Annotated in this window: 18 protein-coding genes and 1 pseudogene; 4 read left to right on the top strand and 15 right to left on the bottom strand. The window is 42.2% G+C overall.

Annotated elements, in window-relative coordinates:
* Positions 1–78: 78 nt before the first annotated feature.
* The gene (locus HMPREF9186_RS09430) at positions 79–1,263 is read left to right on the top strand and encodes a DUF2974 domain-containing protein (protein ID WP_009732440.1); all 1,185 of its coding nucleotides are present in this window, start codon (positions 79–81) and stop codon (positions 1,261–1,263) included.
* A gap of 88 nt (positions 1,264–1,351) precedes the next feature.
* Here the strand turns inward: HMPREF9186_RS09430 and HMPREF9186_RS09425 are convergent, their stop codons facing one another.
* The 3 genes from HMPREF9186_RS09425 to HMPREF9186_RS09415 all read right to left on the bottom strand — a co-directional run bounded on the left by HMPREF9186_RS09425 (position 1,352) and on the right by HMPREF9186_RS09415 (position 7,173).
* Complete coding sequence (locus tag HMPREF9186_RS09425) at positions 1,352–4,660, bottom strand: pneumococcal-type histidine triad protein (protein ID WP_009732439.1); 3,309 nt, start codon at positions 4,658–4,660, stop codon at positions 1,352–1,354.
* 7 nt (positions 4,661–4,667) lie between these two features.
* Positions 4,668–5,603, bottom strand: coding sequence for a metal ABC transporter solute-binding protein, Zn/Mn family (locus HMPREF9186_RS09420; RefSeq protein WP_156801323.1), 936 nt, complete (start codon positions 5,601–5,603; stop codon positions 4,668–4,670).
* Between the two features lie 307 nt (positions 5,604–5,910).
* Positions 5,911–7,173 carry a DUF6287 domain-containing protein gene (locus tag HMPREF9186_RS09415; protein ID WP_009732437.1) on the bottom strand — a complete coding sequence of 421 codons (1,263 nt, stop codon included), beginning with the start codon at positions 7,171–7,173 and terminating at the stop codon, positions 5,911–5,913.
* Between the two features lie 248 nt (positions 7,174–7,421).
* On the opposite strand from HMPREF9186_RS09415, the gene HMPREF9186_RS09410 reads away from it, so the two are divergent.
* Together HMPREF9186_RS09410 and HMPREF9186_RS09405 are read left to right on the top strand one after the other, a co-directional pair.
* Positions 7,422–7,943 carry a DUF2975 domain-containing protein gene (locus HMPREF9186_RS09410; protein ID WP_009732436.1) on the top strand — a complete coding sequence of 174 codons (522 nt, stop codon included), beginning with the start codon at positions 7,422–7,424 and terminating at the stop codon, positions 7,941–7,943.
* 10 nt (positions 7,944–7,953) lie between these two features.
* Positions 7,954–8,160: a helix-turn-helix domain-containing protein gene (locus HMPREF9186_RS09405; RefSeq protein WP_009732435.1), complete on the top strand. Its 207-nt coding sequence runs from the start codon at positions 7,954–7,956 to the stop codon at positions 8,158–8,160.
* Between the two features lie 130 nt (positions 8,161–8,290).
* On the opposite strand, the gene HMPREF9186_RS09400 is transcribed toward HMPREF9186_RS09405, so the two are convergent.
* From HMPREF9186_RS09400 to HMPREF9186_RS09385, 4 genes and pseudogenes are all read right to left on the bottom strand, one after another.
* Positions 8,291–9,268: a hypothetical protein gene (locus HMPREF9186_RS09400; protein WP_009732434.1), complete on the bottom strand. Its 978-nt coding sequence runs from the start codon at positions 9,266–9,268 to the stop codon at positions 8,291–8,293.
* Between the two features lie 477 nt (positions 9,269–9,745).
* Positions 9,746–11,737: a methionine--tRNA ligase gene (gene metG / locus HMPREF9186_RS09395; RefSeq protein ID WP_009732433.1), complete on the bottom strand. Its 1,992-nt coding sequence runs from the start codon at positions 11,735–11,737 to the stop codon at positions 9,746–9,748.
* A 158-nt stretch (positions 11,738–11,895) separates the two neighbouring features.
* Positions 11,896–12,219: pseudogene (locus tag HMPREF9186_RS09390) on the bottom strand (2,3-bisphosphoglycerate-dependent phosphoglycerate mutase); the annotation flags it as partial.
* Between the two features lie 39 nt (positions 12,220–12,258).
* Complete coding sequence (locus tag HMPREF9186_RS09385) at positions 12,259–12,648, bottom strand: nuclear transport factor 2 family protein (protein ID WP_009732431.1); 390 nt, start codon at positions 12,646–12,648, stop codon at positions 12,259–12,261.
* A 145-nt stretch (positions 12,649–12,793) separates the two neighbouring features.
* Between HMPREF9186_RS09385 and HMPREF9186_RS09380 the strand changes: the two genes are divergently transcribed.
* Positions 12,794–13,123, top strand: coding sequence for a winged helix-turn-helix transcriptional regulator (locus tag HMPREF9186_RS09380; RefSeq protein ID WP_009732430.1), 330 nt, complete (start codon positions 12,794–12,796; stop codon positions 13,121–13,123).
* Between the two features lie 96 nt (positions 13,124–13,219).
* Here HMPREF9186_RS09380 and HMPREF9186_RS09375 read toward each other — a convergent pair whose 3' ends face one another.
* From HMPREF9186_RS09375 to HMPREF9186_RS09350, 8 genes are all read right to left on the bottom strand, one after another.
* Positions 13,220–13,912, bottom strand: coding sequence for a phosphoglycerate mutase (locus HMPREF9186_RS09375; RefSeq protein ID WP_000240128.1), 693 nt, complete (start codon positions 13,910–13,912; stop codon positions 13,220–13,222).
* A gap of 152 nt (positions 13,913–14,064) precedes the next feature.
* On the bottom strand, positions 14,065–14,595 hold the full coding sequence (locus HMPREF9186_RS09370) for a hypothetical protein (RefSeq protein WP_009732429.1): 531 nt from the start codon (positions 14,593–14,595) through the stop codon (positions 14,065–14,067).
* Between the two features lie 2 nt (positions 14,596–14,597).
* Positions 14,598–15,398: a hypothetical protein gene (locus HMPREF9186_RS09365; RefSeq protein ID WP_009732428.1), complete on the bottom strand. Its 801-nt coding sequence runs from the start codon at positions 15,396–15,398 to the stop codon at positions 14,598–14,600.
* 45 nt (positions 15,399–15,443) lie between these two features.
* Positions 15,444–15,572 (bottom strand): hypothetical protein, encoded by a 129-nt coding sequence (locus HMPREF9186_RS11700; RefSeq protein WP_009732427.1) that lies wholly within the window; start codon positions 15,570–15,572, stop codon positions 15,444–15,446.
* Positions 15,573–15,695: 123 nt separating this feature from the next.
* Entirely contained in the window at positions 15,696–16,154 is a 459-nt protein-coding gene (locus tag HMPREF9186_RS09360; RefSeq protein ID WP_009732426.1) for a Fur family transcriptional regulator, read from the bottom strand.
* Between the two features lie 277 nt (positions 16,155–16,431).
* Entirely contained in the window at positions 16,432–16,587 is a 156-nt protein-coding gene (locus HMPREF9186_RS11575; RefSeq protein WP_009732425.1) for a hypothetical protein, read from the bottom strand.
* Between the two features lie 120 nt (positions 16,588–16,707).
* Positions 16,708–16,983, bottom strand: a complete 276-nt coding sequence (locus HMPREF9186_RS09355) for an HU family DNA-binding protein (RefSeq protein WP_003006038.1) — start codon at positions 16,981–16,983, stop codon at positions 16,708–16,710.
* A 110-nt stretch (positions 16,984–17,093) separates the two neighbouring features.
* Positions 17,094–17,927, bottom strand: coding sequence for a DegV family protein (locus tag HMPREF9186_RS09350; RefSeq protein WP_009732424.1), 834 nt, complete (start codon positions 17,925–17,927; stop codon positions 17,094–17,096).
* Between the last annotated feature and the right edge of the window lie 67 nt (positions 17,928–17,994).

The following is a 17,994-nucleotide window of genomic DNA, read 5'->3' as shown; positions in this document are numbered from 1 at the left end:
CTACTTTCTTGATGGAAGGCGCTTTTTCTCCATCCATTTTTGTGCTATACTGAAAGAAATAAGACACGGGAGGCACAGATGTCAACTATTTTTGATTACCTAAAAGAAGTGACCTACGATTCCATATACGACCGTCCTTTCAATGAACTGGATGTCCTGGCACTGACAGAGCTGACCTATCTTCCTTTTGATCGGATCGTGCCCCAAGGGGATACGACCAATATTGAAGTCCGCTTATCTGATGCAGCAGAACTTATCGACCGGACCACCGATTTCATCGTGACAGACCAACACCTGCAATTAGTCGATGACTTAGCTAGTTCAAAGCGTTTTAAAAACATCAAACTCCTCAACTATGTCAACGAATATGACCCTGATGTTCAGAAGCAGTTTGCGGCTATGACCTATCGTCTTACCATGGATGTTTATTTAGTTGTCTTCAGAGGGACGGATGACACCTTGATCGGCTGGAAGGAAGACTTCCACATGACCTATATGGATCATGTCCCAGCTCAGAGGCGCGCAGCCTGCTACCTGCAAAACGTCATGAAGGAATTTCCTAAAGGGCGCTTCTTAGTAGCCGGTCACTCCAAAGGGGGCAATCTCGCAACCTATGCCTGCACTTACCTGCCGGATTCCTTATTTGAACGAGTCGATGCCATCTACAGCTACGATGCTCCTGGCCTCAACAGGGCCATTATCGAGACCGAAGGCTACCAGCGGACGTCCCCAAACATTCTTCGCTTTGTCCCCCAAGGATCCATCGTCGGCATGATGCTAGAAGTCCCTGAGCCTGCTACGATTGTCAAAAGCCGAGCTTTTGGTGGCTTTGTCCAGCATGACGCTTTTACTTGGATGATTGAGAAGGATAAATTTGTGACCCTGGATCAAACCAGTCCTGACAGCCAGCAAACCGACGAGACCCTGAAGCAGTGGGTTCGCGAAACATCGGCGGATGAGCGCAAGAAGTTCTTTGATACCTTTTTTGGCATTTTTCTGGATGCAGGCATTACTTCAATCAATGATTTGAGGAACTTGAAAAATTTCTCCAAGATCAAAGAGATCTTTCAAAATGCTCAAGACCTAGATCCTACAGAAAGGGAAATGCTGGAACGTCTAGCCAAACAACTCCTCGATACCCGTGTCCAAGCTTGGAAAAAATGGCAGACGGTTCCCCGCATTCTGGTTCAAATGACTGCATTTTTCAAGCGAAAAAAAGCAGTCGAGTCCTCCTCACAACTGCTTCTTGAGCACAAGGAATGAGACTCAACAACTGAAAAAAGAAACCACCTCTTCTATTCACTAGAACGCAAAAATCATCTGAAATGTCTTTCAGATGATTTTCTATTTTCTATTGGTCCTGAGAAGATGAAGCATCTGGCGTGCCTTCTTCTATGGAAGCTGGGCTTGCAGGCTCTGTTTCTGTCTCAGTTGTGGCAGGCTTGCTTCCTGCTGAAGCTGCTGCTTCTTTTTCTACCGGAGTTTCTGTAGCTACAGGCTTTTCGACCGTGCTAGCAGGTTTCCCCGCTTCGCTTGCAGATGGCACCGCTACTAACTCTGCCTGAAAGGCTTGGATAGCCTGTAGTAAGGCCGCCTTGTCACTCTTTGGATTAGCCAATTGGTCAAAGAGAGCTTCTAAGCGATCAAATACAGCATCACTAGCCCCATTTTCCTGCAATTGTTGGTGAAGCGCCATCAATTGGTTATAGAGCTGTTGATAAAGGGCGACATCCCCAATCTGAGGCTCTTCTGTTTGCTTTTGTTTTTGCTTTTCAATGGTGTCACTGATTTCGCGTAACAGAGCTTGTCCACTTGCAATAGCCTTGTCTGGATCCGTCTCATTTCCAAGTTGAGCCAAACTTGCTTCAAAGGCAGTTCGTTTAGCCTGGTCTTCGACTTGTGGCAAGAGCGACTGGATTTGCTCTGAGAGCCCTGTCAGGATGCTGGTTCGTTGACGGGATTCTGTCGCCTTATCCAACTCTCCATATAAGCCCTTGAGGAAATCATAGACCGCTAAGTTATAAGATGGTGCTTGACTTCCTTTTTGATCCAAAACTGTTTTTTCAATAGGATAGGTTTGGCCTTTTTCTTGAGAGAAGAGCTGGTCAATTGCCTGCTTGGTTTGGTAGAGTTCCATAAAGTGAGCCTTAGCATCCCAGGCCTCTTCAAAGGCTTGGGCCCGATAGAGTTTCAAAGCTAGATCTGCCGCCTTGGTGCGCAGTTCTGGTGTCAAGCGCGCGTCGCTCAAGCTTTGGTAGAAGTACTTGAGATAGTCGACCGAGGTCACACCCGTCCGATCTTGCATCTCCTGAACAGCTTCTAATAGCTTCCCTTCCTGCTCTAAACGCTTGCTGTCTTTGGCAGCATAGGCTTCCTGCAGTTGTGAGACCAACCCTTCCTTCTTCAGTTGGAAGGCTTCGGTGTCTAGCAAGCGCACTTGTTCCAGCAATTCCTGGTATCGACGATCGAGGGCTGTCTCTTCTTTTGGTTTGATCGCTTGAGTCGCATGGATGTATTGCTCATCAACCTGTTTGAGACTTGCTAGATAGCCCTCTGTTGAGTTACTTGGGAAGCTCTTGACATTTTCCAAGAAGTGGCCCAAGATGAGCTCAATCCGTCGTTGCTGCAATGGATCAGAAGCGTAAAGAGTTCGGCTTTCTGCTAAAAGTTGGTTGACTCTGTCCTCTACTGCTTTTTTATTCAAGTCTCCTTTTTTGTAAGGCGATTGGATGGTAGGAAGGCGATGAGCTAAGTAGTCTGCTAGTCCCGCTGATCGCACCTTGATGTAGTGGTTGTGATCGCCATGTGGGATGACAAATTGGCCATTTTCAATCTGGAGGCTATAAGGAGAAATCCCCGAGCGAAGCGCTGTTGCATAGAGTTCATTGATAAAGTCTAGTTCAGGATTACCCGTCTCAAGTGGAATCCGAACGTGTTCCTTCCGAACGGCATAAGGGTGGATGTGGGTCGGATCGTATTCTTGGTCTGGATTGTTAAAGACAAAGAAACCATTGGAAATCTTAATGGCCTCACGGGGGACACCGTAGGTCTTGCTGATGTACTGGATCTTTTCCTCATCTGAGGCATCACGAGAATAGCTAGCGACATCATCTGTCAGTGGCTGTCCCTTGGACTCTTCTTTCTTACCTGCCAGAGTTGCCTCTGCTGCTGCAATCTCTTGAGGAGAGAGGTCCTTTTTATAGAAATAATGGGCATGGTTGCCATGAGCGACCATGTAACCGTCCTCGTCCTTACTGATGACCATGTCTGCATGGAAACCATGATCGTGCTCCTCTTCGTGCTCGTGATCATGACTGTCCCCATGTTCATGCTCGTGACTATCCCCATGACTATCCCCATGTTCATGCTCGTGACTATCTCCATGTTCATGCTCGTGCTCATGGTCAATTGGTTTTGTACTTGGACTTGAAGGCCGGTTTGGACTTATTTCAGCAGGTGTAGTAGCACCTTGGGCCCGAAGCAGTTGGAATTGCCGCGCCAGCTCACGTTCTAAAGGAGATAGGGAGCTGTAAGGGATAAAGTGGAAATGATCCCCGTGAGGGTAGACAATTCCTTGATCGGTCCACTTGGTGATCTTACTTGGATCAAAGACAGAACCATCAGACTCCACATGACGAGAAGACAGAGGTGTTTTCTGCAATTCTTCCATCAGATTGCTGAGCGTTGAAGTCGGTTTGGAAGTAGCCGGTTTAGAATTCGTTGGGGTCGTCTGTGTATGGGTTGGACTAGCAGACGGCTGACTGTTAGCTTGTTTTCCTAAGCTTGGAGAGGCCTGATCTGGAGTTCCTTGATTTTTGCTTGCTTCTGCACTTGGGCTAGCTAAGTGTGAGCTTCCAGCCTGATGACCACTTTGACCGCCTAGGACAGAGAGGGCTGCTGCTAACTCGCCAGCAGATAAGGCACTCTTTGGAATATAATGGTAATGTCCGCCATGGGGCACAATGAAGCCATCCCCTGTATCTGAAATGACATCTCCAGGGCTAAAGACATAACCATCGTCCGTGCGATAGCCTCCTCCTGAATGGTTTTTAGCAGTCAGCGTTTCAAGGGTCTTCCCCTCTTTTAGCGCTTGACTTGGCTGACGAAAATCTCGAGTTTTAACCCCTTTGTGCGAGGAGCTCGCCTGTACCGATCCCGTTTCCCCTTCTTCTTTAGTGCCTCCTTTTTGTTGTTGAGCGATCTCTTCGATCGAGCGCACATTGACCGTATGCTGAGCATCCTTTAAGTAGAGATAGTATTTACCAGCGCGTTTAATGATATAGCCATCCTTGACCTTGCTGACAATATCAGCTTCTTGGAGCTGATAAGTTGGATCTCGCAAAATCAACTCCTCACTAAAGATGGCATCAAATGGGACCTTACCACTATAGTAATGAAAATGATCCCCATGAGAAGTGACAAAGCCTTCATCCGTAATTTTGATGACAATCTGCTCCGCCTGAGTCTTTTCCTTGGCATTGACTGCTTCGATGCTGTCTTCCTTTTTGCTGGAGGCAGTCGATGACGCTTTCTTTTCTGCCTGTAGATACTGAATCTGATTCTTTTTCTCTTCCTTAGCTTGTGGTTGCTGACTGAGCGCATAGGCACATAGCCCTATTCCCAAAGTTGCTACAATTCCAATCGTTCCCTTTTTCTTCATCCTTGATTTACTCCTCTAATTCCTTGGCTAAAGTCGCCATATTTTCTTCTAAATTTGCTAATAGATCCTTATCGTTTTGCGGATCAGCTTCCAGTGGATCCAAGACCTTGACACGCGCCCCTGTTGCCTTGGCGATACTATCTGCCACCTTTGACGACGTGTGCTTCTCTACGAAGATCGTTTTCACCTGATAATCTTTGACAAACTGCTGGATCTCCGCCAATTGCCGGGCGGTTGGTTCTTGCTCAGGGGAAATCCCTGCAATCCCCAACTGCTTGAGACCAAAGCGTTTGGCCAGATAAGAAAAGGCCGTATGCTGGGTCACAAAGGTCTTTTGCTTGGCCTTGTCAAAGAGAGGCTGGTAGCGGGCTACTAGTTCCTCACAGCGCTTTTCAAGCTTTTGGGCATTGGCTTGATAGAGCTCCTTGTTCTTTGGATCGATCTCGCCTAAGTGCTGAGCGATGATCTTTCCTTCTTCTGCAATTTTCGCAGGGTCCAACCAGGTATGCGGGTCATACAGGTGCTTGGCTTCTTTTCCCTGACCAGCCTCGACATCCTCTAATCCAGCCACCTTATCAAGTGTCATTCCTTGACTACCTTCGATCACCTGTAACTTGGAACCTTGTAGGTTAGGATCTAAGCGACCGGCCCAGGATTCCAGGGTCTGAGAATGATAGACAAATACATCCGCATCATAGATCTGAGCCACTTCCTTGGTTGAGGGCTCGTAATCATGGATCCCTGCACCTGACTGAACCATCCAGATGTCATTTTGATCCCCAGAGATTTCCTTGACCAGGGCATAGATGGGATAAAAACTCGTGACAATTTTAAGACCTTTTTTAGAAGGGGGCTTGCCTGCATTTCCTTGACTAGCACAAGCTACAAGCAGAAAGAAACTGAGGAACAAGATTCCCAGCACCTTCATTTTTCTCCTTATCATCCTTCACCTCTTTTTTATTTTTGTTAACCAGTTTATTAATCAGTTAATTAACTAGTTAATAATACTGCTAATCATTTGCTTTGTCAAGTCTTTTTTACATTTTTTTCCTTTTAATGCTAGGATCTAACCTTTTACTAGCCTCCGCGACCTTTCATTGCAGAAAAAAAGAGGCTGGGACAAAAGTCCTAGCCTCTCAATTGTCTTTGAATTGTCGAGCAAGACGCAGTGGTTGAGTGGGCTCTACTGTGCGGAGGTGGGACGACGAAATCGAATTCTAACGAATTAGCGATTTCTGTCCCACTCTCTTTTATTGACGGTAGAAATATTGATCAGCTGGGTAGTTGCCTGCAGATTGAGTGAGCACCAGACGTGGCTTGCTGGTGTCAGACTGGTCTCCATCTGGGTTTTGGAAGCCAATTTTCAGTAGTCCAATCGCCGCACCGGTCTCACCCATCTTCATCTCAACATAAGGGATCTTGCTCTTCTTATCCGAATCCGCAACAGCCTTGAGGCTACCTTGACCCTTGACTTTTCCATCTGCTTGGATGACGATCTCAGCACCCTTGCCATTGCGCCAGGTTCCTGCTAGGCTTGAGAAATCGCCTCCGTTTATGGCCGCAATATCTAAATCCTTCTCACTTTTCACTTGTGGATAGGCTTTCCACCACTCTAAATGGTAAGCCCGGAAGGCCACATCTCCAAAGATAATTCGACGCTCTTGCGAAGCCACTCCATCAGGACCTGTCACACCCGGCGGGATCAAGTACAAGATTTGCTCCTGCCCTTGGATCACAGTTCCATTGGCCCCTGTGAAATAAACTTCATAATAGCCTTTGCGTTTCTTAGGCTCCTTTTCCCTATTGAAAAGGTAACTAGCCCGAGTTCCCCCACTCCAGAAGGTCCATCCTGTCTCACCATTTACAATACTTGGAAAGGCGCTGGCCTTGTTTTGGTAATATTCTTCTGGAGTATAGCCATAGAGTTTAAAACCTGAAGCTGCGATTTCTTTTTCATAGGAATCATTGGAATAGGCACCTTCAAATGCTGAGAGATTGCCATCAAGGATAACGTCGTTAGGATCTGTCGATTTGAAAAAATCCTCCCGATTGGCAAAGACCATCTCGTGATCGGGATTTTGATCAGACATGGTGACCGTGATCAATGGTTTCTTGTCTGTCTTGTATTTGAAGACACGAACCGTAACGGTAAAATCAGTATTGCCATCAGATTTTTTCATCTTGTCCGTCGCAACTTTATTAGCCCCTTCGATCTTCCAATCGGTGCTAAATTCAGCGGACACCTTGCCATCAGCCGTTTTGTAAGCGATCTTCCAGGCTTTGCCATTTTTCTCGATTTTAGCTTCATCCCGTTCATTGGAAATATAATCCCCACTCAAGTCAATGGGTTTTTCTTTTAACTTGATGACCTTCTTGCTGGTCTGGCTAAATTCTTTTTGATGGTCCGGTTGGATGTTAGAGCTAGAATAAAGATAGACTCCTCCAATCAGGACAACAGCTCCGACCAGTCCCAAAATCGGGCCCAGGTATTTTTTCTTCCATTTTAGATTCATTTTACTACCTCCATGGAATAAGATCTTTACACTAGTATACCCTAAATCGAAAGTATAGTAAAATTCCCCTCTATGTAGTGGTTTTCTAGGTTTAAACTGACTAGTTGTGGTAAATAATACCTGTTTCTCAAAAATAATATTATGTTTAACATTATTTTTTTATCGTTTTTCGATACTTTTTTATTGACTTATTTTTTATAAGGAGTATACTATAAGTGAAAAATAAATAAACTTCAAGGAGGCTTGCGATGAAAAACTCAAAAACCTTAAAAAATGTCATTGAAGTCTTAACGGCTTTCATTTACTTCTGTGGCTTTATGACCGTGGCTGCACTGGTCGTCCACCTGCTTTCCCGGATGGGAGTGTTTAAAGATCTCATTCAATCAGGTCGCTTGTCCTTTGATGCGAATGGCATCCAGCTCTTTCCCCAACATCCGCAACCCCTCTGGCAGTTGCTCTTCCCACTAGCCTCAAGCGCTATCTATATTTACCTTCTCATCACCATTCGCAGCTTCCTCCAAAATCTCTACCAAGAAAAGATCTTTTCTCACTCCAACATTGATCTTTGCAACCGAGCTTGGAAGATTCTCTTGGTCTTGTCCTTTATGTCTGGCACACTTGAAACCAGTGGAAATGCTTATCTCCTTCCCTTCACCTTCCAATTTACCTTTAACACAGGGCTTCTCCTTGCCGTTCCAATCGTCTGGGTCTCTGGCAAGATTTTAGAGAGAGGGATTGAGATTGCTGAAGAAAATGAGCTAACCATTTAAGGAGGTTGCCATGATTATCGTCAATCTAGATGTCATGCTAGCCAAGCGAAAGATGAAATCCAACGAGCTAGCCGACAAAATCGGCATCACCACAGCCAACCTCTCCATCCTCAAAACCGGCAAGGCCAAAGCCATCCGCTTCACTACCCTTGAAGCCATCTGCAAAGAACTCAACTGCCAGCCAGGAGATATCCTGGAATACCAGCCAGATGAATAGAACATGTATCGTCATAAGAAAAGCACTCCCGCAGGAGTGCTTTTCTTCTATAGTGGTCTGTTAAATAATACTAAATCTTATTGATTAATTAAGTTATATTATTCATTTGAACTTAAGAAGTTTTATAAATTTACTCCTCTATAACTTCAGCTTCTTTACGAATCGATTCAAGATCTTGTTCATATTGTTTTGTATCATAATTAATCATCTTAGAAAGTTCTTTTTGCAAGTTCTCTCCCATAGGTTTCATAGTAGCAAATGTCATTCCGCCTGAAATTACACCTGAAACAACCGGCAATACTTTAGAAACTCCTTTTGCAAAAGTTCCTTTAGTAAGACTAATTCCAAAGATTTTTAGAACTTTTTTCAAAATTGGATAATACATTGTTTTAGTTAAAGCTTTTTGAGGAATTGATTTTAAAGCCTGTTTTCCAATCGCTACTCCACCTGCACGTAAGATTGCAGCAGCTCCTGATACACCCAACATAATGCCCAAGTAAAGTAACAATGTATCTTGTGCCTCTTCTGTTAGCTTATCTTTTTCAGACCATAAATATTGGAAACCATAGATATAACCCAGCTCTTGAGCTAATTTTAAAGACATTGCATAATATTGTGCAACATCAGCAGGGATTGTAATTGCCATAGCGACTCCTCCTGGTAATCCCGCTAATACAGATGCTCCGCTTGCCATCAATACATTATCCATAATACATGTTTTTGCAACTTTATCCAATCGTTCTTTGTCAACCATGTTTACTGGACCGTCTAATAATAGTTGATTTACCTGATCTCTGCTCAATCCTTTTCCAAACTTATCCATAAGAAATTGATTTCTATCAACTTTAACAACTGGTATTTTAGCAACTTGCTCTAATACCTTAATAGCCATATCTTCCGGTCTATCGTTAATTTTCTCTTTTGCACCATTAAATGCTTTACCAATTTCTTTTGAAGTACTATTTGCGATATCACCTACAACTTTAGTCGTTGTGTTAAATCCATCTCCAACAATTTTCGTTGTAGCATTCACTCCATCTCCAACAACTTTTAAAGTCCCATTTGCAATATCGCCTGCTCCCTTGACAATATCATCCCAAAAAGCCATAACAAATCTCCTAAACTTTTCTTCAAATAATTCTATAGATGAAACAAAATCTATATCTAAATTATCCTACATGGAGATAATTTTGTCAATGGATATATAAATATTTTAAATTGTAGATAAGTAGAATTTACTAGAAAAAATATGAGCTCATAAATCTTCTAATACCGGCCAGATGAATAGGACATGTATCGTCACAACAAAAGCACTCCCGAGGGAGTGCTTGAGAGCGTAGACGACATGTTCTTCCTTACAAATCAAATTAATCCTATAAAATCTAAAAATTTATTCGTAAGAATTATTCAATCATTTACTGAAACTTTCCGCCGTGAGAAAAGTGCTAGAAACACTTTTGTTTCTAGCACTCGGGAGTTTTGGAACCTTAGGTCCAAAACTAAGTCATGGAACTTCTTCGAAGTTCGCTGACGTCCGTACTCACCTAAGGAAAGTTTTTTAGATGATTTTTTCTTTGTCTATCGTTTAACCGATGATGCTTCCATTTGGTACAGATGAATCTACGGTTAGGACCGTTAATTGATCTCCGTGTTCTGCGGAAAGAATCATGCCTTGGCTGACATATTTCTTCATCATCTTACGTGGTTTGAGGTTGGCCACGATTTGGAGTTTCTTGCCAACCAATTCTTGTTCATTTGGATAGAATTTCGCGATACCAGAGAGGATTTGACGATCTTCACCGTCACCAGCGTCAAGGCGGAAGCGAAGCAGTTTGTCTGATCCTTCGACGCGTTCCACTTCTTTGACCTCTGCTACACGGATTTCAACCTTGTCAAAGTCTTCAAATTTGATCTCATCTTTTTCCGACTTGAGTTCCACTTCTTCTGGAATCCATTCTTTTTCTTGTGGTTTTCCAGCAGTCATTTGAGATTGGATGTAGGCAATTTCTTCTTCCATGTCGAGACGTGGGAAGATTGGAGTTCCTTTGGCCACCACTGTGACATTTTCAGGGAAGCCTGCTAGAGTCAAGTTTTCAAGATCGAAGTCCAAGCCCAAGCCAAGTTGCTCCATGATGGCATTTGAGGTGTTCATCATGAATGGTTGGATCAAATGAGCCACGACACGAAGGCTAGCTGCCAAGTGCGCCATGACCGCTGCCAATTGTTCCTTGTCACCATCTTCTTTGGCAAGGACCCAAGGAGCTGTCTCGTCGATGTATTTGTTGGTACGAGAGATGATGTTCCATACGGCTTCTAAAGCGCGTGGGTAATCAACCGCGTTCATTTGCTTGTGGTATTCAGCGATGTTTTCTTCAACCACCTTAGCCAAATCTGCATCAAATGTATTGATGTTTTCGACATAAGCTGGAACTTGACCACCAAAGTACTTGTTGATCATGGCTACCGTCCGGTTGAGGAGGTTTCCAAGGTCATTGGCCAATTCATAGTTGATGCGGCCTACATAGTCTTCTGGAGTGAAGGTCCCGTCTGAACCAACAGGAAGGCTACGCATGAGGTAGTAGCGAAGTGGATCTAAACCATAGCGCTCAACCAACATCTCTGGGTAGATGACATTTCCTTTAGACTTAGACATCTTACCGTCTTTCATGACAAACCAACCATGGGCAATCAAACGTTCTGGCAACTTGATATCGAGCATCATGAGAAGGATTGGCCAGTAGATGGAGTGGAAACGAAGGATGTCTTTTCCGACCATGTGGAAGACTGTTCCGTTCCAGAACTTGTCAAAGTTGCCATGCTGCTCTTGATCATAACCAAGAGCTGTCACATAGTTGAGCAGGGCGTCAAACCAAACGTAGACCACGTGTTTTGGATTGGATGGTACTGGAACTCCCCAAGTAAAGGTGGTCCGAGATACCGCTAAATCTTCCAAACCGGGTTCGATAAAGTTTTTCAATATTTCATTGAGACGACCATCCGGCGTGATGAAATCCGGTTGGGATTTGAAAAATTCCACCAAGCGGTCTTGGTATTTGCTGAGGCGAAGGAAATAAGATTCTTCAGAAACCCATTCTACTTCATGGCCTGATGGGGCTACCCCACCGATGACCTTGCCATTCTCATCACGGTAAACCTCAGCCAATTGGCTTTCTGTAAAGAACTCTTCATCAGAGACTGAATACCAACCAGAGTATTCACCCAGGTAGATGTCATCTTGAGCCAGCAAGCGTTCGAAGACTTGGGCCACCACTTTTTCATGGTAGTCGTCTGTCGTACGGATGAATTTATCGTATGAGATATCGAGTAATTGCCAGAGTTCCTTCACTCCAACCGCCATCCCATCCACATAAGCTTGCGGCGTGATGCCAGCTTCTTCTGCTTTTTGCTGGATCTTTTGACCATGCTCGTCGAGACCAGTCAGGTAGAAAACATCGTAGTTCATCATGCGTTTGTAACGCGCCAAGACGTCACAGGCGATGGTTGTATAAGCTGAACCAATATGCAATTTACCAGATGGGTAATAGATAGGGGTTGTGATGTAGAATGATTTTGTCATTTTCTTTTCCTTTCAAGGCTAATGAAACCTTATGTAATAACACTTCATTATATCATTTTTAGGAGTCCCTGAAAACCAAAAAACAGCTAGGTCTGCGACGGACAAACAAAAAAGCTGACTGAAGTCAGCTTTTTTTATGGATAACAAATTATGTTATCTTACTTTCCAAGATAGTATTCTTTTACAACGTTCAATTTTTCGTCAAATTCAAATACCAATGGTGGGAAGTTAGGGATTTCCACATCCATGATTTCGTCGTCTGACAAACCTTTGATGTGTTTTACAAGGGCACGGATTGAGTTACCGTGTGCTCCTACGAATACGTTTTTACCATCTTTAAGAGCTGGAGCGATTTTATCTTCCCAGAATGGAAGAGCGCGTTCCAAAGTCACTTTCAAGTTTTCAGCATCTGGAATGACTGAGTCGTCAAGTGAAGCGTAACGACGGTCAGTGTGTGCTGAGTGCTCATCATCGCGATCCATAAATCAAATTTCATTTCAGATTCTAGATTAATTTACTGTCTAACCCCAGAAAGCATCTTCTACTGCTTGATCTGATGAAAAGAGCCAAACTTCCTTGATCTTTCCATCATCCATGCGAAAAAGATCAATACCATTCATGTTGAGTTCCTCGCCGTCTGGGCGAGTTCCGACAAAGGTCACATTGGCTGCTACAAGGTCAATATTTTCAGACACCCAGTTAGTCAATACTTTGAAGGTACCGTTTGTTTTTTCTGAAAATTGAGCCAAGTGTGCTCCAAGTGCTTCTTTTCCAACAACTGTACCGGAATTACTATGCTGACCTGGCTGGTGCCAGATGATATCATCTGCCATAGTCTCAAAAACAGCTGGAAAATCACCTGTTATAAGACCATTGTTATATGCATAAAAAATTTCTAAATTTACTGACATGAGTTACTCCTCGTTTCTCTTATTTATGATATAATTTTATCACTTACTAACAAAAAGACAAGTAGGCACTTTATTGTTATCTAGTATCAAATACGATACTATTATTGTCAAATAAGAGAATATTTTTAAAAAATTTGGAGGAATTATGGTAACCAAAGTCAGTGAATACGGAATTTGTCCTTTTGCAACGACACAGCGTGTACTAACAGGCAAATGGGCTCTAGTCATCATCTATCAACTCAGTACGGGGACTAAGCGTTTTAATGAACTACAACGTCTAATTCCTGGCATTACCCAAACCATTCTAACACGACACCTCAGACAGCTCGAGAATGATAAAATCGTGGAGCGTAAAGTCTATGCTGAAGTTCCCCCACGGGTCGAATACAGTCTAACTGAAATGGGTAGAAAATTTCAAGGTGTCCTAGATGCCATTGAAAATTGGGGACTGGAGTATATCGAAATTCTAAACTAATTATCTCCTTGGTTCATCTCACCTTACAAAGTGAGGCAAACCGAGAGTCACTTCTCAAAAAAAGGCGGAATAAATCCCGCCTTTTATCTTTTATAGTTATTTTCCAAGATAGTATTCAGAAACTACGTTCAATTTTTCGTCAAATTCGAATACCAATGGTGGGAAGTTAGGGATTTCCACATCCATGATTTCGTCGTCTGACAACTGTTTGATGTGTTTAACAAGGGCACGGATTGAGTTACCGTGTGCTCCTACGAATACGTTTTTACCATCTTTAAGAGCTGGAGCGATTTTATCTTCCCAGAATGGAAGGGCGCGTTCCAACGTCACTTTCAAGTTTTCAGCATCTGGAATCACTGAGTCATCAAGTGAAGCGTAACGACGGTCAGTGTGTGCTGAGTGTTCATCATCACGGTCCATTGCAGGAGGCAATACATCGTATGAACGACGCCAGATGTGAACTTGTTCATCACCAAATTGTTCAGCAGCTTCTGCTTTGTTTTTACCAGTCAAACCACCGTAGTGACGTTCGTTCAAGCGCCATGATTTTTCAACTGGAACCCACAATTGGTCAGAAGCTTCAAGAGCCAAGTTAGTAGTTTTGATCGCACGTTTCAATACTGAAGTGTAAGCTTGGTCAAATTCGATACCAGCTTCTTTGATCAATTTACCAGCGTCGATCGCTTGTTGTGTACCTTTTTCAGACAAATCAACATCAGCCCAACCAGTGAAAAGGTTAGCTTTGTTCCATTCAGACTCACCGTGGCGAGCAAAAACCAATTTTACCATTAGATGGATCTCCTTTTTATTCTCCGAGGTTTCCCCCCGTTTATCTATTTTATTCTACTAGATTTTCAGTAAAAAATCTAGTGGCGACCATAGAAAAGTGCAATTTCTCACAAAAAAGAGCCTGACGGCTCTGGTTTGAAAATGAGGAATGTTTATTTTTTCTCTGAAACAACTTTATTTTCTAATTGATTCTCTTCCCTCAAGGAATTTCGTTGTTCAATCATGTTTCTGATATCTTTTAAATCACTATACATATGAACCATATAAATAAGCAGACAGAGATAAACACCAAACCCCAAATTATAATATACTGTTTGAATGGTTAATGAAAATGCAGCATATATTAGAATAACACTACAAGATAGGTGAATCAAAAACGATTGTAGGCTAGCCAAAAATGGATACCCTTTTTTCTCAAAAGAATCATGAATAAAATAGGCTATAACAGGTAAAAGAATTAATAGTATGAGAGAAATAATAAAGTAAGAATTCACCAAACCTTTAAATTCTTGACCCCAAAATACTGAGTTGCTTTGCCGAAAGAGAAAAACCTGTGAAGCATCAGAATACGAATAATAATGACCATTCAAAAATGGAAGTCCAACAATTGAAAAAATTAGAATAATATACAATACAAGCTCCCAGATTAAACTAAGATTACTTTCTTGTTTTGTTTCTGACATCTTTAATCCCTTTCCTTAATCACTCTGTCTTCAATATCGACTTTATCAAAATCCGAATCTGTCATAGTCCCTAAGACATAAAGACCATTTGGCAAATTCGATTTTTTTACAATCGCTTTTAATTCATCCTTAAACCGGATATGATCCCTCTTCACACCTTTAGGTAATGTCACTTGAACATATAGGACATCGTGATCTAAAGCTTCTTTTACCGGAAAACCATACCATCCTCCAAGAACAGTCCGTCCGCTCTTCGCCGATTGTTTCTCGTAATCTTCAAGCCAATGTATCCCGCCGGTATAGTTAATATTACTTGAAATACCAAGTTTTAATGCTACCTTCGATCCTTTTAAGATAGAATTTTGATCTATTTTTTTCTTTAATTCCTGCTCCAACTTTTTTCTCTCAGGATTCAATTCTAGGGCTTTTTCAAGAATGGGTACATACGTGCTAGGAGGCTCACTATACATTCCTATTGAATCACCAAGCAATCCAAAACGCCCTTCTTTAGCTACAGGTGGATAATATGGCAAAATGACTTGTTCCAACATCATTTGTTTCTTCAATGGAATAGAGACGACTTCCCCATTAACCGTTTCAGAATAGCTATAATTAGCATTAATCACTAGTTTTGTTTCACTTGTAAGCGAAAGACTCGTGATCCGAACCTCTCCTGTATAATGATTATTCTTGTAGATTTCCTTGATATTTGATTCTAAATTTTTATAGAAACAAATACTTAAAAGGATAAAAAAAACAACAATGACCAGTAAACTTTTTAGTTTTTCACTCTTTATCTTCATTTTCTAAATCTTTCTATAAGTCCTTATCTCACAAACATTGTTACCCTATCCAACTATATGAGGGGCTGTTTTCAAGAAAAAGAAAAACCATATAGCACCAATCATAAAAATGGTCACTGCTGCTAAGGTATAGACCTGCCACATTTTCCAAGAAAAATTCTCCAGCTTTTTCATCTCGTTCTCCTATTGTTTGATTTCAAAAGTATATTATAACATGATTTCTCCTATTTTTCCTTCACTATCCTAGTCTGGTTTTACCATACAAAAAAGAGCCTAACGGCTCCTTTTTTATTTTTTCTACTGTTTCTTCTGGCATTCTGGACAAAGACCATAGACAGTGGTTTGGCACTTGGTAATGACGTAACCACTCTTTTCTCTCGCTTCTGCTCTCACATCTGGAACTTCGATGTCAACATCATCAATCTTTCCACATCGTTCACAAATCAAATTCAGATGATCATGTCCCATAAAATCAAAGTAGGTCGTGGTGTCATTGCGCACTTTTATTTCAGAGACAAAACCTTCTTCAATGAGGACCTTGAGATTATTATAAACCGTTGCCAGACTCATATTGGGAAAGGCCGGTCTTAAATCTTGGTAGATGGCATCTGCACTCGGATGTTCCTGGCTTTTGACAAGATAGGAAAGGACAGCCCGACGCGTCTCTGTAATCCGTACAGATTTTTCACGCAAGTGTTGCAATACATCTTCCACTTCTTGTTGTTGAACAGCATCAAGTGTTAAACAAGCTAGCATGGTCTTTCCCCTTTCTATCTTTTCTTTTAGACTATTATATCATGAATGCCAAAATTTGACTAATTAGAATGTTTGTAAATAAGAAAAGAGGCTGGGACAAAAGTCCTAGCCTCTCAATTGTTTTTGGATTGTCGAGCAAGACGCAGTGGTTGAGTGGGCTCTACTACGCTGATTTCATCAGCTTTTACAGCCCTACTCAACTGTGCGGAGGTGGGACGACGAAATCGAATTCCAACGAATGACCGATTTCTGTCCCACTCTCTTTTGTTTTCTATTCTTAACTTCCCCAATTAAGGATCCATCTCATGGTTCCTAGTAGGACTTTGACAAAGAGGAACATAAAGAAGAGTTCCACCAGAAACCAGAGGCCTTTAAACAGATAAAGAATTGGCTTTATCATGAGCAGAACAAAAATTCCAAAAATCCATCTCATGGTCCACCCTCCATTTCTCACTTTTTTCTATTATACTCCTATTTATAGGCCCTGTCTAGAAACTACTACAAAACAAAAAGTCCCTTCTAGCAAGCTAGAAGGAACTTTTGTAAATCACAATTATTTAACTGCTTCTTTAAGAGCTTTACCAGCTTTGAATGCTGGAACTTTAGAAGCTGCGATTTTGATTTCTTTACCAGTTTGTGGGTTGCGACCTTTACGAGCTGCACGTTCACGAACTTCAAAGTTACCGAAACCGATCAATTGAACTTTTTCACCTTTTGAAAGGTATTCTGAAACAGCTGCAAATACAGCGTCAACTGCTGCTGCTGAGTCTTTTTTAGTCAATTCTGTAGCTTCTGCCACTTTTGCGATCAAATCTTGTTTGTTAGCCATTTAACAAATCCTCCAAATTTTTTTAGGCTTCATGCCTTAACAGTACTATAATATCTAAAAAAAGCCTTTAGGTCAAGTACTAAACCTGTTTTTTCAAACTTTTATTAGGCCTATTCGTAACGCACCAAAACTGCAAATGCATTCTCACCCGTATGGGTTTGAATAATGGATCCTGTTTCAAGAACAGGGATGGCTGTTTCAACGAGTGATTGCAACTGAGCCTTCATTTCATTGGCCCATTCTGCTGTTCCTGCATAAGAAATCCCGATTTCAGCGACCTTGCTACGAGATAATTTCTCAGTCAATTCATCCAACCACTTCTTAAAGGTCTTGTTACCGCGCCCTTTGACGATTGGTTCTAACTGATGATCCTTCATTTCCATCACGACACGAATATTGAGAAGAGAGCTCAAAAGTCCGGTAACACGGCCAATCCGACCACCTTTAACTAGATTTTCCAAGGTAGATACGCCGATATACAACTCTGTCTTTTCTTTGACTTCTTCGATGCGAGCCAAGACAGTGTCTAAATCAGCTCCTTCTTTGGCCAACTTGGCTGCTTCAACGACTTGGAACTTCATGGCTTGGTCTGTAAAGCCACTATCAATCACGGTCACATCTGCCCCTGACAAGGTTGCCCCTTGACGAGCTGCCTCTACTGTTCCTGACAAGGCATGAGACATGTGAATTGAAACAATGTGGGCTCCATCTGCAGCTAAGTTTTCATAAATCTCTGCAAAGACACCAACAGGAGGTTGGCTGGTCTTGGGTAGATTTTTGCTAGACTGCATTAAGCGCAGGAAATCCCCTTGGCCCAACTCACTGTCTGAATAAAGGACTCCATCTACCATCACAGAAAGTGGTACGATGCTAATCCCGTATTCTTCAACCACTTCTGGCTCGATAGTAATAGATGAGTCTGTAACTATTTTAATATTTGCCATATATTTTTATACTCTTCCTAAGAATGTTCTGCTTTCATTATATCAAAAAACACGGGGTTTTGCAGTG

The organism is Streptococcus sp. F0442 (assembly GCF_000314795.2).
In the GTDB taxonomy this organism is placed as follows: Bacteria; Bacillota; Bacilli; order Lactobacillales; family Streptococcaceae; genus Streptococcus.
Note: the sequence above shows the minus strand (reverse complement) of the source record. Positions and strands in the feature narration are given on the sequence as shown.